Raw genomic sequence first — 15,606 nt, 5'->3', positions numbered from 1 at the left:
CTTGCTCACGCCTGGTCTCCGTCCGCGTGCTCGGTGTGTGCGGGTGCGGGCTGCCCGTGCGCCTCCGCGCCCAGGTATCCGCACGCCGCCGCCCTGGTCAGCGCGAGCGCCTTGGCGCCGGGAGCGTCGAGGGGGCCGTCGACCAGTCCGGCGAAGCCGATCGCGATGCGGTCGCCGCCGATCGGGACGAGCCCGACCTCGCCCTCGCCGTGCGGGTCGAACCGCACGGACGAGCCCGCGGGCACGCACAGCCGCATTCCGTAGGCCGCGGCACGGTCGAAGTCGAGACGGGGATTGGCCTCGAAGAAGTGGAAGTGCGAGGTGACGCTCACCGGTACGGCGGCGGTGTTGCGCACCCGCAGGTGCAGCACCGGCTCGGGCTGGGGGACGCCGGGGCCGGGCACGACCGCCCCGGGGGCGTCGTCGCCGAGCGGCGCCGCGCCCCGGATGGGGGACGAGACCACCGCGAGCCGGGACCCGTCGTCGAAGACGGCCTCCACGTGCACCTCGGTGACCACGTCGGCCACGCCGGGCAGGACGTCGTCCGGGCCCAGCACTCCGCGGGCCTCCTCGATGGCCTCCGCAAGCCGCTTGCCGTCGCGCGCGGCCTCGCAGACCGTGTCCGCGATCAGCGCGGCGGCCTCCGGGACGTTGAGTTTCAGCCCGCGGGCTCGTCGGGCCCTGGCCAGTTCCGCAGCGCTGCGGAGCAGCAGCCGGTCGCGCTCCGTAGGGGTCAGCCGCACGCCGATCCACCACCTCTTGAGTCGATGGGTTAGAGCATCACTCTAACTCTTCGTTTCCCATCCATGAAGCATTGACCTGGGACCAGGCCTTAGGTCACATTGAGTGTCGCTCAAAGAAAAGCGGAACCACCCCCCGCCCTGCCAAGGGAGTCCCCCCATGCCCATCGAACAGCGCGGAGTCGACACCATCCCCGAGGAGGAGCGCACGAGCGGCCCACGTGACCTGATCTCGATCCTGCTCGGCTCCAATCTCTGCCTCGGCGTGATCGTGTTCGGCTGGCTTCCCCCGTCCTTCGGGCTGGGTCTGTGGCCGTCCGTCACCGCCATCGTCGTCGGCACCCTGGTCGGCATCGCCTTCACCGCGCCGCTGGCACTGGTCTCCCTGCGGACCGCCACCAACCTCTCCACCTCCAGCGGAGCCCAGTTCGGCGTCCGCGGCCGCCTCGTCGGCTCGGTCGTCGGCCTGCTGCTGTCGCTGGGCTACACCGCGCTCACCCTGTGGATCGGCGGCGACGTGATGGTCGGCGTCCTGTCGCGGCTCACCGGGCTGCCGGACAGCGGAGTCTCGCGGGGCGCGATGTACGGCGCACTGGCCGCCTGTACCGTCGTCGCCGCCGTCTTCGGCTACCGGCTGCTGCTGCGCATGAGCAAGGTGCTGTCCATCGGCATGGTGGTCCTGCTCGCCGTCGGCGTCTTCGCCTACGCCCCGGACTTCACCACCGCCGCGCCTCCGGACACCGCTTACCTGCTCGGCTCCTTCTGGCCGACCTGGCTGCTCGCCGCCGTCGCGGCCGGGCTCAGCGGCCCCGTCGCCTTCATCACCCTGCTCGGCGACTACACGCGCTACATCTCCCCGCGCCGGCACGGCTCGCGCAAGGTCCTGTGGGCCACGGGCGCCGGCCTGCTCGTCGGCCTTCTGGTACCGCAGCTCTTCGGCACCTACACCGCGCTCGCCGCCCGGGCCGGAGCCGACTACGCCGGGCCGCTGGTCGAGGCCGCGCCGTTCTGGTACCTGCTCCCGCTGCTCGCCGCGGCGGCCGCCGGTTCCGTGGGCAACGCCGGGCTGATGCTCTACTCCATGGGCCTGGACCTCGACGCGATCGTCCCCAAGGCCACCCGCACCACGGCCACCGTGATCGCCGCGGTCGTCGCCACCGCCTTCGTCTTCGTCGGCTCCTTCGAGTGGGACGTGCAGGCGGCGATGACCTCCTTCGTGCTGCTGCTGACCGCGATCGGCACCCCGTGGGCCGTGATCACCCTCATCGGCCACGTGCGCTGCAAGGGCCGGTACGACGCCGACGCCCTCCAGGTCTTCAACCGCCGCTCGGTGGGCGGGGTCTACTGGTACCGCGGCGGGTGGAACCCGGCCGCCACCGCCTCCTGGGCCCTCGGCGCGGGAGTCGGGCTGCTCGCCGTGACCACCCCGTTCTACGAGGGCCCGCTGCTCGCCCTGACCGGCGGCGTGGACTGCTCCTTCATCCTCTCCGGACTGGCCGGCGGACTCCTCTACACGGCCCTGACCGCGCGGACCTCCACGGCGCCCGCCCCTGCCGAGGAGCCGGCGGCCGCCTGAGCCGCCGGTAGGCCCGTACGCACGAAGGCCCGCGCCCCCGGAACGGGGAGCGCGGGCCTTCGTACGTACGGCGCGGGGCTCTCGGTCAGCCGAGCGGGTGCATCCAGCCGTGGGTGTCGGCGGCGTGGCCGGTCTGGAGTTCCAGCAGGGCCTTGCGCAGGCGCATGGTGACCGGGCCGGGCTGCCCGTCGGCCTGGGTCCAGTCGGCGCGCTCGGACTTGACCGAGCCGACCGGGGTGATGACGGCGGCGGTGCCGCAGGCGAACACCTCGGTGAGGGTGCCGTTCGCGTTGTCGCGCTGCCAGTCCTCGGTGGTGATCCGGCCCTCCTCGGCGGTGTAGCCGAGGTCGCGGGCGATCGTGAGGAGGGAGTCGCGGGTGATGCCGGGAAGCAGGGAGCCCGTGAGCTCGGGGGTGACGATGCGGTCGCCGTACACGAAGTACAGGTTCATCCCGCCCATCTCCTCGATCCAGCGGTGCTCGACGGCGTCGAGCCAGACCACCTGGTCGCAGCCGTGCGAGGCGGCCTGGGCCTGGGCGACCAGCGAAGCCGCGTAGTTGCCGCCGGTCTTGGCCGCGCCGGTGCCGCCCTTGACGGCGCGCACGTACTCCTCGGAGAGCCAGACGGAGACGGGCTTGACGCCGCCGGGGAAGTACGCGCCGGCGGGCGAGGCGATGACGATGAAGAGGAACTCGTTCGCCGGGCGGACGCCCAGGCCGACCTCGGAGGCGAACATGAACGGCCGCAGGTACAGGGAGGCCTCGCCGGAGTCCGGAACCCAGGCGCGGTCCTGCTGGATGAGGGCGTCGCAGGCCTCGATGAACAGCTCCGTCGGCAGCTCCGGCATGGCCATGCGGCGGGCGGAGGACTGGAAGCGCTCGGCGTTGGCCTGCGGGCGGAAGGTGGCGACGGTGCCGTCGGGCTGGCGGTAGGCCTTGAGGCCCTCGAAGATCGTCTGCGCGTAGTGCAGCGTCATGTTCGCCGGGTCGATCGACAGGGGCGCGTACGGGACCAGCTCGGCATCGTGCCAGCCGCGGCCCTCGGTCCACTTGATCGTCACCATGTGGTCGGTGAAGTGGCGGCCGAAGCCGGGGCTGGCCAGGATCGCCTCGCGCTCCGCGTCGGACAGCGGGTTCGAGGAGGGCTTGAGCTCGATCGTGGGCGTCGTCATGAGTGCTTGTCCTTCACCGGTTGTGTATGGCGGACCGCGCTCACGGCGTACTAGGACGTCCGAGCTTCCCCGCATTCCGCGGCCTCGCGTTCGATTATCGCGCGGACGGTGGCTTCGGAGAAGCGGGGTAGCGGCCCAGGGGAGATGGTGGCACCCGGGGCCGCACAGGAAAAGCCGCCGGGTCCCCTATCTGACCCGACGGCTTCCTGGAGTGGTGCTGCCGGGTCAGCCGGCTACGCGCGCGGCCAGGGCGTCGCCGATCGCGTCGGTGGAGCGGAAGGTGCCGTCCCGCTCCGCGAGATCGGCGGACACCGCGTCCTCGATCCGGACGGCCTGGGCCTCGTAGCCCAGGTGGCGCAGCAGGAGCGCGACCGAGAGGATCGTCGCGGTCGGGTCGGCCTTGCCGGTGCCGGCGATGTCCGGGGCCGAGCCGTGGACGGGCTCGAACATGGACGGGAAGGCGCCGGTCGGGTTGATGTTCCCGGAGGCGGCCAGGCCGATTCCGCCGGTCACGGCGGCGGCCAGGTCGGTGAGGATGTCACCGAAGAGGTTGTCCGTGACGATGACGTCGAAGCGCTCGGGCTGCGTGACGAAGAAGATCGTCGCGGCGTCGACGTGCAGGTAGTCGGTGGTGACCTCGGGGTACTCCTGGCCGACCTTGTCGAAGATGTTCTTCCACATGGTGCCGGCGTACACGAGGACGTTGTTCTTGTGCACCAGCGTCAGCTTCTTGCGGGGGCGGGCGTTGGCCCGCTCGTACGCGTCGCGGACGACGCGCTCGACGCCGTAGGCGGTGTTGACGCTGACCTCGGTGGCCACCTCGGCGGGGGTGCCGGTGCGCAGGCTGCCGCCGTTGCCGGTGTACGGGCCTTCGGTGCCCTCGCGGACCACGATGAAGTCGATGTCGTGATCGCCGGCCAGCGGGGTGGCCCCGGAGGGATTGAGCGCGGTCGGGAACAGCTTCGACGGGCGCAGGTTGATGAAGTGGTCGAAGGCGAAGCGGAGCTTGAGCAGCAGCCCGCGCTCCAGTACGCCGGACGGGACCGACGGGTCGCCGATGGCGCCCAGCAGGATCGCGTCGTGGTGCTTGAGGGCCTCGAGCTCCGCGTCCGGGAGGGTCTCGCCGGTGCGGTGCCAGCGCTGGGCGCCGAGGTCGTACTGCCTGGTCTCCAGCTTCACATCCTGGGGCAGGACCGCGGTAAGGACCTTGAGGCCCTGAGCCACGACTTCCTGGCCGATGCCATCACCGGGGATCACTGCGAGATTGATGCTGGTCGACATGGCGAAACCGTACTCCGTGTATCAGCCCTCAGACATATTGCGTCCAGCATCTGGACCAATGGACGCAACACGTCCGGGGGCTCGTGCGGCCGGACGGGTGTCCGGCCGTGCTCAGTGGCCGGTCGACCCGCCGTTGTCACGGCGGTCGAGGGCCCGCTGGAGCGCTGCGGCGGCATTCCGGCGGTCGGCGTCGGCCGTGGAGGAGCGGCGGACGCGGCGGACTGCGGCGGTGGTGTGGGTCATGTGGATCGACTCCTTGAGATCACGGCGTGGCGAAGCCACGGATGAGGGGTTCCTTCAAGGCGCCGGAAGAGGCGGGGAGCAGTGCGCCGCAGGGGTTGCCTGCCGGGGGCGCGCGCTCTCGACCACCATTCGCCTGATCGGCGAGACGTTCGGCTTCTACAAAGCTAGGGCAGGTCCCGCTGTATGTCTCGGCAATTACTCGGACTTCCTACTATCTGAGACGCCGAACCCCTCGGAAGGCTCCCGTCCGAGGGTCCGGTTCAGCCTTTCTCGGAGCGAAGTTCCCTGATCAGCGCCCGTACGGTGAGGGTGGCGGCGGATTCCGGCGTGGTGACGTATCCCACCTGCCTCACCGGCCTCCGCGGCCCCAGATCGGTGATCTGCACCGCCTCGCCGGCCTCGCGGAGCGACAGCTCGGGCAGGATCGCCATGCCGAGCCCGCGGCCGACCATGGTCAGCACCATGCCGTCGTCCTCGGCCTTGACGGTGGCCCGCGGGATCCAGTCCTGCTCCCGCCACCAGGCCCGCGTGTAGGAACCGCAGTTCTCGTCCCAGTCCAGCAGGGGCAGCGCCTTCGGGTCCGGGTGTCCGGCCGGGTGGACCAGCGCGTACGCCTCCTGCGCGAGCACCCCGGTCAGCAGGCCCGGCGGCATCGCGTCCGACCCGCCCAGGGTGGCGATCCCCAGGTCGGCGCGGCCGGCGGCCACCTCCCCTGCCGTGCCCGCGCCGAGTTCGCGCACCACCCGCACCTCGGGGCGGATCCCCGGGTGCCGGGCCGTGAGCCGCTCCAGGGCGGGCGGCAGCAGGTGCAGGGCCGCGCTGCGGAACGCGGCGATCCGGAGCACGCCCGCGAGGGCGCCGCCGTCCGGCCCGGCGCGGCCCGCGCCGCGCACCTCCGCGCCCATGACCTCGTACAGCCGCAGGATCCTGCGTGCGTGGCCGACGGCCCGCTCGCCCGCCGGGGTGGGCGAGGCCCCGGTCCGCCCGCGCTCGAAGAGCACCGCACCGATCTTGGCCTCGCTGCCGCGCACGGAGTGCGATACGGCCGACTGGGTGAGTCCGAGCGCGGCGGCCGCGGCGGAGAACCCGCCGGACTCGGCGACGGCGACCAGGACCCGCAGTTCCTGCGGGAGGAGCTCGGACACCGGCCCCCACCTCGTTCCATGAGCGTCATTCATGCATGTGCGGCTTCCATGAGCGCAACCCCCTGCCCGGCCGGGAGATTCCTTCCTAGCGTCTGCGTCATGACCACGAACACCGCTTGCGCCGTCCACCAGATCGCCCGCCCCACCGGTTTCCCCACCGCCGCCGATTTCGCGTACGCCGCCTTCCCCGTCCCGGAACCGGGCCCGGGGACCGCCCTGGTGGAGAACCTCCTGCTCTCGGTGGACCCGTACCACCGCGGGCTGATGGACGGCGGTGAAGGCGGCTTCGAGCTGAACGCCCCTCTGGAGGGCCGCTCGGTCGGCCGCGTGATCGCCTCCCGCGACCCGGGGCTGGCCGAGGGCGACCTGGTCTTCCACCGCGAGGGCTGGCGCACGCACGCCCTCGTCACCCTCGGGGCGGCCGGAACCCGCAAGCTGCGCGGCCACGAGGGCATCCCGCTGGAGGCGTACCTGTCCATCCTCGGCGGCACCGGTCTCACCGCGTACGCCGCCCTGACCCGGACCGCGGTGCTGCGGGAGGGCGAGGACCTCTTCGTCTCCGCCGCCGCGGGCGGGGTCGGCACCGCGACCGGCCGCATCGCCCGGCTGCTCGGCGCCCGCCGGATCATCGGCAGCGCGGGGTCGGCGGCCAAGGTCCGCCACCTCACGGACCACCTCGGTTTCGACGCGGCCTTCGACTACCACGACGGCCCGGTCGGCCAGCAGCTCGCGAAGGCGGCGCCCGACGGGATCGACGTCTACGTGGACAACGTCGGCGGCGACCACCTGGAGGGCGCCATCGACGTGCTGCGCGAGTACGGGCGGATCGCCTGGGTCGGCGCCCTCTCGACGTACAACGGCGACCGCTCCCCCGCCGCGCCCCGCAACCTCTTCGAGGTCGTACACAAATCGCTGCGCCTGGAAGGGGTATTGGTTCGGAACCACACCAATCTGCAGGACGAGCTGGAGGACTTCCTCGTCCCCCATCTGCGCAGTGGCCGGATCGGTACCGATTCCACCGTTGTGCAGGGGTTCGACCAGACCGTGGAGGCCTTCCTGGGCCTGTTCCGCGGGGACAACCTGGGCAAGATGCTCGTCCGGCTCGACGGCTGATCCCAGCCACCCGGATGTTCACCGATTTCTTACCGCACGCATGTAGACCTTTGGCGCGGGGCCCGTCACTCTTGCGGTCAATGTGCCGACGGGGCACTGGAGTTGGAGGCGGGCAGGCAGTGACAGCGATCAGCCGCAGAGGGTTCGTGGGAATCGGCGCCGGGCTGATGGCGGGTGCCGCCCTGCCCGCGATCACGCCGACGTCGGCAGCCGCGGCCGCCGCGACCGGCACGATCAGCGACGTGAAGCACGTGGTGATCCTGATGCAGGAGAACCGCAGTTTCGACCACTACTTCGGAAAGCTGAAGGGGGTCCGCGGCTTCGGCGACCGCGCCGCCGGAAACATCCCGGGCGGCTGGGGCGCGTTCAACCAGCCGAACTGGGGCGGCCGCCAGTACCCGTGGAAGCTCTCCGCCACCCCGGCCGCCGGCGGCGCCGACGGCGAGACCCTGGCCCAGTGCACCGGCGACCTCCCGCACAGCTGGACCTCGCAGCACGCGGCCTGGAACAAGGGCCGGATGGACAACTGGGTCGCCGCCGTCGGCAAGACCCACACGCTCGGCTACCTGGACCGCGGTTCCATACCCTTCCACTACGGCCTCGCCGACCACTACACCGTCTGCGACGCCTACTTCTGCTCCACGCTCAGCGCGACCGGCCCGAACCGCACCTTCCTGTGGAGCGGCAGGATCGACGCCTCCAGCAAGGACGGCGGCGACGAGTCCGGACTGACCTGGGAGACGTACGCGGAGGCCCTGCAGCGCGCCGGCATGAGCTGGAAGGTCTACCAGAACGCCCAGGACAACTACGGCGACAACGGGCTCGCCTACTTCAAGAAGTTCACCGACGCCCGGCCCGGCGACCCGCTGTGGGACCGCGGCATGGGCTCGGTCCCGAAGGTGACCGGCTCCACTCCGGACGACATCGCGGCCGCCATCCGCGCCGACGTCGTCTCCGGCACCCTCCCCCAGGTCTCCTGGGTCGTGGCGAACGAGGCCTTCTCCGAACACCCGTACGCCCCGCCCGGCGACGGCGCGCACTTCGTCGACCTGGTCTACCGGGCGCTCGCCGCGGACCCCGAGGTCTTCGACTCCACCGTCCTCTTCCTCAACTACGACGAGAACGACGGCTTCTTCGACCACGTCCCGCCGCCGGTCGCCCCGCCCGGCACGCCCGGCGAGTACCTGGACGGCGTCCCGATCGGCCTGGGCTTCCGCGTCCCGATGATCGTGATGTCCCCGTGGACCCGGGGCGGCTGGGTGAGCTCGGAGGTCTTCGACCACACCTCGGTGCTGCGGTTCATGGAGAAGTGGACGGCCGCCCTCGGCACCCCCGCCGCCTGTCCGAACATCAGCGCCTGGCGCCGCAAGGTGACCGGTGACCTGACCGGCGTCTTCGACTTCGCGCATCCGGTCTACGGGGTCCCGGCGGGCCTGCCGTCCACCGCCAAGGTGATCGGCCAGTCGACCTGCGGCCCGCTGCCCAACCCGGTGCCGCAGGACAACGCCCTGCCGGCGCAGGAACCCGGGACCCGCCCGGCGCGGGCGCTCCCGTACCAGGTCAACGGCAACCTGGACCGGCTCGAGTTCGGCGCGGCCGGCAAGATCCTGGCCTGGTTCTCGATGGCCAACCAGGGCGCGGAGGCGAAGCAGGCGGCGCACTTCTCGATCCACCCGCACCAGTACCGGGACACGGCCGCCTGGCAGTACACGGTGGACGCGGGCGCCTCGGCCTCCGACTACTTCAACATCGGCCTCGGGCACGGCTCGGGCAAGTACGACCTCTCGATGTACGGCCCGAACCGCTTCCTGCGGCGCTTCCTCGGCGACGCCACGAAGCCGGGCAAGGACCTGGAGGTCGCCGCCCGCTTCGCGCTCGAGCCGGGCACGGGCAAGACGGCGGTCTACTTCAAGATGACCAACGCCTCGGCCGCCGCGGTCACCTTCACGATCCGCTCCAACGCGTACCGCACCGACGGCCCGTGGACGTACGCGGTCCCGGCGAACTCCTCGCGCGAGGACTACTTCAACGCGGTGGCGTACAGCGGCGGCTGGTACGACTTCACGATCCTGGCCGGCTCCGACGGCACCTGGTCGCGCCGCTACACGGGCCACATCGAGTCGGGCGCCCCGAGCATCTCCGGGTAGCCGCTACAGCACGTCCCCGTCGCGCCAGTCGAAGTCGAGCCGCCCGGCGCGGTCCAGCCGGACCCCGCCGGGCGGCACCCACACGTAGGTGGACCCCTCCTCGTCCGGGAGCCGCTCGGGCCCCCGCGGCCCGAGCACCCCGACCTGCCCGCCCCACACCTGCCAGCCCCGGCCCTCGTACAGTGCGGCCCCGTCCTCGGACGCCGACAGCGCCCCGAACACGTACGCCCCCGCGATGATCCGCTCCAGCTCGGCCATGACCCGCCCGCCGAGCCCCCGCCGCCGGTGGCCGGCCCGCACGGCCACCGCCTCGACGTAACCGGCCCGCAGCGCCCGCCCGCCGTGCAGGACCCGGCGCTGCACGACGCTCCCGTGGGCGACGAGCCGCCCGTCCTCGCGGAGGAGCACGTGCATCCCCCCGAGCGCGTGCTCGAAGTCGTCCTCGCCGAAGTCACCGTCGAAGGCGAGGTCGAGCAGCACCCTGATGTCGCCGAGTTCCTCCCCGGTCAGCTCCGAGGTGTGCGCGCTGCGCAGCCGCTTCCCGCTCATGTCTCCAGTCTCGCCCGGAGCCGGGCGAGTTCGCGGGCGCTCATGCCCGCCGCGCGCAGGTAGGGCTCCGGCTCCAGCCACCGGGCGGTGTCCCGGGCCAGCCGATGCGCGGTGGTGCCGAGCCCGGCAACGTACTCCTCGATCTCCGCGGCGTCGTACGGCCGGCCCTGTGCGGCGTACCGCGCGCGGACCCGGGGCTCGCTCAGCGCGTGGTCGTCGGCGATCTCCTCGGCGCTCGCCCCCATCAGCCGCAGCAGCACCATCGCGATGATCCCGGTACGGTCCCGGCCGAGCCCGCAGTGGAAGACGACCCCGCCGGGCGGCGCGTCGGCGACCGCTCGGGCGACCGAGGCCACGCGCTGCGGGAAGCGCGCCAGGAAAGGCCGGAAATACGCGGGGGTTCCGAAACCCGGAGTCCCCCACCACACGTCCCAGAAGTCCCGGTCCTCGATCCCGTCGAGCGGGATCCGCAGGGTCGTCAGCCCGGCCGGGCGGGCCGCGCGGTCTGCTTCGGCCTCACCGTCGTTGCGCAGGTCGACGACGGTCCGTATGCCGTGGTCGGCCAGTGTGGTCCAGCCCCGTGCGGTCAGCCCGTCGAGGGCGTCGGACCGGACCACCGCCCCCGGCGCGACACCGCCGAGCCCACCCAGCTCGCGGACGTTGAAGCAGCCTTCCCAGTCCAGGAATCGACCGGTGATCGCCATCGCCATAGCCCCCTTGTCAGTACACAACGGACAGTGGGTCATGACGTCGCACTGGTCAGGCCGGTTCCGGCGTCGGCAGACTCGGGTCATGTCGCCCAGCACCCAGCAATGGACCCCCACCCACGGCCACCCCTACCGCCCCGCCGCCTACCGGCCCGTACGGATGCCGAGTCAGGAATCCCTCGCGCGGGCCGCCGAGTTGCGCGCCCGCATGGACGAGCGGCGGACCGTGCGCCACTTCTCGCCCGATCCGGTGCCCGAGCAGGTCGTCCGGGACGCCGTCGCGTGCGCCGCGACCGCTCCCTCCGGGGCGCACCAGCAGCCCTGGACCTTCGTCCTCGTCAAGGACCCGGCGGTGCGGCGGCAGATCCGTGACGCCGCCGAGCAGGAGGAGGTGCTCTCGTACGACGGCCGGCTCGGCGACGAGTGGCTCGAGGCCCTGCGCCCGCTCGGCACGGACGCCGTGAAGACCCACCTGACGGACGCCCCGGCCCTGATCGTCGTCTTCCAGCAGCGCTACTGGCTCGGCCCGGACGGCACGAAGCGCAAGCACTACTACGTCGACGAGTCGGTCGGCATCGCGGTCGGCATGCTCCTGACCGCGCTCCACCTGTCGGGCCTGGCGGCCCTGATCCACACGCCGAGCCCGATGCGCTTCCTCGCCCACGTCCTGGACCGCCCGGAGAACGAGAAGGCCTTCGCGGTCATCCCGGTCGGCTACCCCGCGGACGACTGCGAGGTCCCGGACCTGGTCCGCAAGTCCCTGGACCAGGTCATCGTCGAGGTCTGATCCGGGCGGTCCCGGACATGGAAACCGCCCCCGCTCCGGACTTGGGGGTACCGGAGCGGGGGCGGGGTTCGGCTGGGCGGGGAGGTCAGCCCATGTGGGGATAGCCGTACTCGGTCGGCGCGACCAGGGTCTCCTTGATGGAGCGGGTCGAGGTCCAGCGCATCAGGTTGGTCGCCGCGCCCGCCTTGTCGTTGGTGCCCGAGGCGCGGCCGCCGCCGAAGGGCTGCTGGCCGACGACGGCGCCGGTCGACTTGTCGTTGATGTAGAAGTTGCCCGCCGCGAAGCGGAGCTTCTCCATCGCGTCCGCGGCCGCGTACCGGTCCGCCGCGATGATCGAGCCGGTCAGGGCGTACGCCGAGACGGACTCCATCTGGGCCAGCATCGCGTGGAAGTCGGCGTCCTGGTAGACGTGCACGGCGAGGATCGGACCGAAGTACTCGGTCGTGAAGACCTCGTTCTCCGGGTCGGTGCACGCGATGACGGTCGGGCGGACGAAGTAGCCCTCCGAGTCGTCGTACGTGCCACCGGCGATGATCTCGCAGGTCGGGTCGGCCTTCGCCCGGTCGATCGCGGCCTTGTTCTTCGCGAAGGACCGCTCGTCGATGACGGCGCCGATGAAGTTGGTCAGGTCGCGGACGTCGCCCATGGCGATGCCGTCGACCTCGGCCGCGAAGGCCTCCTTGAAGCCGTCGTTCCAGATGGAGGCCGGGATGTAGGCGCGCGAGGACGCCGAGCACTTCTGGCCCTGGAACTCGAAGGAGCCGCGGGTCAGCGCGGTCTTCAGGATCGCGCGGTCCGCGGACGGGTGCGCGACGACGAAGTCCTTGCCGCCGGTCTCGCCGACCAGGCGCGGGTAGGACTTGTACTTCTCGATGTTGTTGCCGACCGTCTTCCACAGGTACTGGAAGGTCTTGGTCGAGCCGGTGAAGTGGATGCCGGCCAGCTCGGGGTGGTTCAGGGCCACCTCGGACACGGCGATGCCGTCGCCCGTCACCAGGTTGATGACGCCCTTGGGCAGGCCGGCCTCCTCCAGGAGCTCCATCAGCAGGACCGCGGAGTGGGTCTGCGTCGGGGACGGCTTCCACAGGACCACGTTGCCCATCAGGGCGGGGGCGGTCGGCAGGTTGCCGGCGATGGCCGTGAAGTTGAACGGCGTGATCGCGTAGACGAAGCCCTCGAGCGGGCGGTGGTCGCTGCGGTTCCACACGCCGGCGGAGTTCGCGACCGGCTGCTCGGCCAGGATCTGGCGGGCGAAGTGGACATTGAAGCGCCAGAAGTCGACGAGCTCGCACGGGGTGTCGATCTCGGCCTGCTGCGCGGTCTTCGACTGGCCCAGCATGGTCGAGGCGGCGAGCTTCTCGCGCCACGGGCCGGACAGCAGCTCGGCGGCGCGCAGGATGATCGCGGCGCGGTCGTCGAAGGACATCGAGCGCCAGGCCGGGGCGGCGGCGAGGGCGGCGTCGACGGCCTCCTGCGCGTCGGCCTGGGTGGCGTTGGCGTAGGTGCCGAGCACCGACTTGCGGTCGTGCGGCTGGACCACGTCGAAACGCTCGCCGCCGCCCATCCGCTTGACGCCGTTGATCGTCATCGGGAGGTCGATCGGGTTCTCGGACAGCTGCTTGAGCTGCGCTTCGAGCCGCGCGCGCTCCGGGGTGCCGGGGGCGTACGAGTGGACCGGCTCGTTGACCGGAGCGGGGACCTGGGTCACAGCATCCATGGGGCTGGTAACTCCTTGACCTAGTTCTTGGCTAGTTCTTGGTGATCATCGAGCGGAGGAAGAAGAGCAGGTTGGCCGGCTTTTCCGCGAGGCGGCGCATGAAGTAGCCGTACCAGTCCGTCCCGTACGCGGTGTAGACCCGCATCCGGTGGCCCTCGGCGGCGAGCCGCAGGTGCTCCTCGCTGCGGATGCCGTACAGCATCTGGAACTCGTACTCGTCCAGTTTGCGCCCGGCCTGCCGGGCCAGCTCCTGGCCGATGGCGATCAGCCGCGGGTCGTGGGACCCGATCATCGGGTAGCCCTCGCCGTCCATCAGGATCTTCATGATCCGGACGTACGCCTTGTCGATCTCGGCCTTGTCCTGGTAGGCGACCTCGGCGGGCTCCTTGTAGGCGCCCTTCACGATCCGGACGCGGCTGCCGGACTCGGCCAGCCGGCGGGCGTCGGCCTCCGTGCGGAAGAGGTAGGCCTGGATGACGCAGCCGGTCTGCGGGAAGTCCCGGCGCAGCTCCTCGTGGATCGCGAACATCGAGTCGAGGGTGGTGTGGTCCTCGGCATCCAGCGTCACGGTGGTGCCGATGGCGGCGGCGGCCTCGACGACCGGGCGGACGTTGGCGAGCGCGAGCTCGTGGCCGCCGTCCAGCGCCTGGCCGAACATCGACAGCTTGACGGACATCTCGACGGTTTCGCCGAGGCCGAGCTCCGCGAGGCGCCCGATGAGCTCGAGGTAGGCGTCGCGTGCGGCGTGCGACTGCGCCACCTCCGTGATGTCCTCGCCCACGACGTCGAGGGTGACCTCGAGGCCGCTGCGCGTGAGGTCCTCGACGATCGGGATCACCTGGTCGACGGTTTCACCGGGGATGAACCGGTTCACCACGGGCTTGGTCACCGGGGCGGCCGAGACGATACGACGCATTTTGTCGCTGCGCGAAGCGGCGAGGATCACGGGACCCAGCACGGGTGCACCTCCAGCGGGTGGCAGAAGAAAAGCGCAAGTAAAACCACCGTGAAACCTAAGGATCGGTTTGATCCTCTGCCATCGACAGCTGTCACGCATCCGTGTCCCGGATCTCATACATCTGTCTGAAGCGGGCGGGCGGGGGTGGGAGAATGTCCGGGTGAAGGGCGATTACCAAGACCTGGTGGACGAGATCTCGGCGCTGCTGGGCGCGCCGGCGACGCTGGAGAACCGGGACTTCCGGCTGATCGCCTTCGGCGCGCACGACAGCGACGACGACCAGGCCATGGACCCGGTACGCACCCGCTCGATCCTGACCCGGCAGTCGACGGCGGCCGTCCGGTCCTGGTTCGAGGGCTTCGGCATCGCCCGCGCCACCGGACCGGTGCACATCCCGGCGGCGCCCGAGGCCGGGGTCTTCCGGGGGCGGACCTGCCTGCCGGTGCGGTGCCGGGGCATCGTGCAGGGCTACGTGTGGCTCCTCGACCAGGAACCCGGCCCGGGGCCGGCGGAGCTGGCCGCGGCCATGGAGGTGGCCCAGCGCATCGGGGTCCTGCTCGACCAGGAGGCGAAGGCGGGGGCGGACCTGTCGCGGGAGTTCCTGGCGGTGCTCACGGCCGGCCCGGGCTGGCAGCAGGAGATGGCGGTGGCCGCGCTGCGGGTCGCCCTGGGCCCGGCCGCGGAGGGGCTGCACGCAGCGGTGTGCGTGGCGCCGTGGACCGGGGAGGCTCCGGCTTCGGTGCCGGGCGCGGCGGCGGTGTGCGTGGTTCCGGGCGGGGCCGGGCCCGGCGGAGCGGACGGCTCCGGGGGCGCGCACGGCGGCCGTACGCCGTCCGGCCGCGCCCCGGCCCTGGCCGTGCTGCTGAGGCTGCGCTCGACCGACGCCGTCGCCGCGGCCGTCACGGCGACGGAACGGCTCCTGCCGCGGGCCGGCGCGGGTGACGCGCGGTCGCGGCCGGTGACGGCCGGAGTGGCCGACCCCGTCCGGGCGCTCGCGGAGCTGCCCGCCGCCTGGGAACAGGCGGTGGCCGCGGCCCGGGCGGCCGCGGCCCAGCCCCGGCTCGGCCCCGTCGCCCGCTGGTCGGCGATCGGCCCGTACCGGCTGCTGGCAGCCGTGGCAGCCGGCCGCGTGGACGACCCCGCGACGCGCACCCTGCTGACCCCGGCCCACCGCGAACTCGCCCGTACCGCGGAGGTGTTCCTGGACTGCGCCGGCCAGGCGGGCCGCGCGGCGGCGGCCCTGGGCATCCACCGGCAGACGCTGTACTACCGGCTCGCCAAGGTGGAGCAGCTGACCGGCCTGGACCTGGACGAGGGCGAGGACCGGCTGCTGCTGCACATGGCCCTCAAGGCCGCCCGCCTGGCCTGAGCCCTGAACTCCCCGGCTTCCCAGGGGGGTTCCCCGATGCCCTACGCATGCGCCCTTCAGGACGTGGTCGCCCTGAAGCAGCGGGTCTTGGTCAACAGTCCGT

The 15,606-nt window shown here is 71.7% G+C and carries 14 protein-coding genes; 5 read left to right on the top strand and 9 right to left on the bottom strand.

The genetic code is table 11. The annotated features are described in order from the left end of the window. Positions 1-5: 5 nt before the first annotated feature. On the bottom strand, positions 6-743 hold the full coding sequence (gene ureA, locus ACIPUC_RS23390) for an urease subunit gamma (RefSeq protein WP_446591850.1): 738 nt from the start codon (positions 741-743) through the stop codon (positions 6-8). 157 nt (positions 744-900) lie between these two features. On the opposite strand from ureA, the gene ACIPUC_RS23385 reads away from it, so the two are divergent. Beyond that, the gene (locus ACIPUC_RS23385; protein ID WP_446591848.1) at positions 901-2,316 is read left to right on the top strand and encodes a cytosine permease; all 1,416 of its coding nucleotides are present in this window, start codon (positions 901-903) and stop codon (positions 2,314-2,316) included. An 85-nt stretch (positions 2,317-2,401) separates the two neighbouring features. On the opposite strand, the gene ACIPUC_RS23380 is transcribed toward ACIPUC_RS23385, so the two are convergent. From ACIPUC_RS23380 to ACIPUC_RS23365, 4 genes are all read right to left on the bottom strand, one after another. Next, complete coding sequence (locus ACIPUC_RS23380; RefSeq protein ID WP_446591846.1) at positions 2,402-3,487, bottom strand: branched-chain amino acid aminotransferase; 1,086 nt, start codon at positions 3,485-3,487, stop codon at positions 2,402-2,404. A 225-nt stretch (positions 3,488-3,712) separates the two neighbouring features. Continuing rightward, on the bottom strand, positions 3,713-4,768 hold the full coding sequence (locus ACIPUC_RS23375) for a 3-isopropylmalate dehydrogenase (protein ID WP_446591845.1): 1,056 nt from the start codon (positions 4,766-4,768) through the stop codon (positions 3,713-3,715). Positions 4,769-4,879: 111 nt separating this feature from the next. Then, positions 4,880-5,011, bottom strand: coding sequence for a hypothetical protein (locus ACIPUC_RS23370; protein WP_446591844.1), 132 nt, complete (start codon positions 5,009-5,011; stop codon positions 4,880-4,882). 260 nt (positions 5,012-5,271) lie between these two features. Continuing rightward, positions 5,272-6,189, bottom strand: coding sequence for a LysR family transcriptional regulator (locus tag ACIPUC_RS23365; RefSeq protein WP_446591843.1), 918 nt, complete (start codon positions 6,187-6,189; stop codon positions 5,272-5,274). Positions 6,190-6,255: 66 nt separating this feature from the next. Here ACIPUC_RS23365 and ACIPUC_RS23360 point away from each other — a divergent pair, with 66 nt between their 5' ends. Next, positions 6,256-7,269 (top strand): NADP-dependent oxidoreductase, encoded by a 1,014-nt coding sequence (locus ACIPUC_RS23360; RefSeq protein ID WP_446591841.1) that lies wholly within the window; start codon positions 6,256-6,258, stop codon positions 7,267-7,269. Between the two features lie 119 nt (positions 7,270-7,388). Further along, positions 7,389-9,416, top strand: coding sequence for a phosphocholine-specific phospholipase C (locus ACIPUC_RS23355; protein ID WP_446591839.1), 2,028 nt, complete (start codon positions 7,389-7,391; stop codon positions 9,414-9,416). 3 nt (positions 9,417-9,419) lie between these two features. Here the strand turns inward: ACIPUC_RS23355 and ACIPUC_RS23350 are convergent, their stop codons facing one another. Next, complete coding sequence (locus ACIPUC_RS23350) at positions 9,420-9,965, bottom strand: GNAT family N-acetyltransferase (protein WP_446591838.1); 546 nt, start codon at positions 9,963-9,965, stop codon at positions 9,420-9,422. Next, positions 9,962-10,669 (bottom strand): tyrosine-protein phosphatase, encoded by a 708-nt coding sequence (locus tag ACIPUC_RS23345; RefSeq protein ID WP_446591836.1) that lies wholly within the window; start codon positions 10,667-10,669, stop codon positions 9,962-9,964. Before ACIPUC_RS23345 ends, ACIPUC_RS23350 begins: the two co-directional genes overlap by 4 nt. 88 nt (positions 10,670-10,757) lie before the next feature. Here ACIPUC_RS23345 and ACIPUC_RS23340 point away from each other — a divergent pair, with 88 nt between their 5' ends. Further along, the gene (locus tag ACIPUC_RS23340; protein WP_446591835.1) at positions 10,758-11,459 is read left to right on the top strand and encodes a nitroreductase family protein; all 702 of its coding nucleotides are present in this window, start codon (positions 10,758-10,760) and stop codon (positions 11,457-11,459) included. 85 nt (positions 11,460-11,544) lie between these two features. Here the strand turns inward: ACIPUC_RS23340 and pruA are convergent, their stop codons facing one another. Together pruA and ACIPUC_RS23330 are read right to left on the bottom strand one after the other, a co-directional pair. After that, complete coding sequence (pruA, locus tag ACIPUC_RS23335; protein ID WP_446591833.1) at positions 11,545-13,176, bottom strand: L-glutamate gamma-semialdehyde dehydrogenase; 1,632 nt, start codon at positions 13,174-13,176, stop codon at positions 11,545-11,547. A 31-nt stretch (positions 13,177-13,207) separates the two neighbouring features. After that, complete coding sequence (locus tag ACIPUC_RS23330) at positions 13,208-14,134, bottom strand: proline dehydrogenase family protein (protein ID WP_446591832.1); 927 nt, start codon at positions 14,132-14,134, stop codon at positions 13,208-13,210. A 160-nt stretch (positions 14,135-14,294) separates the two neighbouring features. Here ACIPUC_RS23330 and ACIPUC_RS23325 point away from each other — a divergent pair, with 160 nt between their 5' ends. Further along, on the top strand, positions 14,295-15,503 hold the full coding sequence (locus ACIPUC_RS23325; RefSeq protein WP_446591831.1) for a PucR family transcriptional regulator: 1,209 nt from the start codon (positions 14,295-14,297) through the stop codon (positions 15,501-15,503). Positions 15,504-15,606 lie beyond the last annotated feature (103 nt).

It is taken from the genome of Streptomyces sp. LARHCF249 (genome assembly GCF_052871255.1).
Note: the sequence above shows the minus strand (reverse complement) of the source record. Positions and strands in the feature narration are given on the sequence as shown.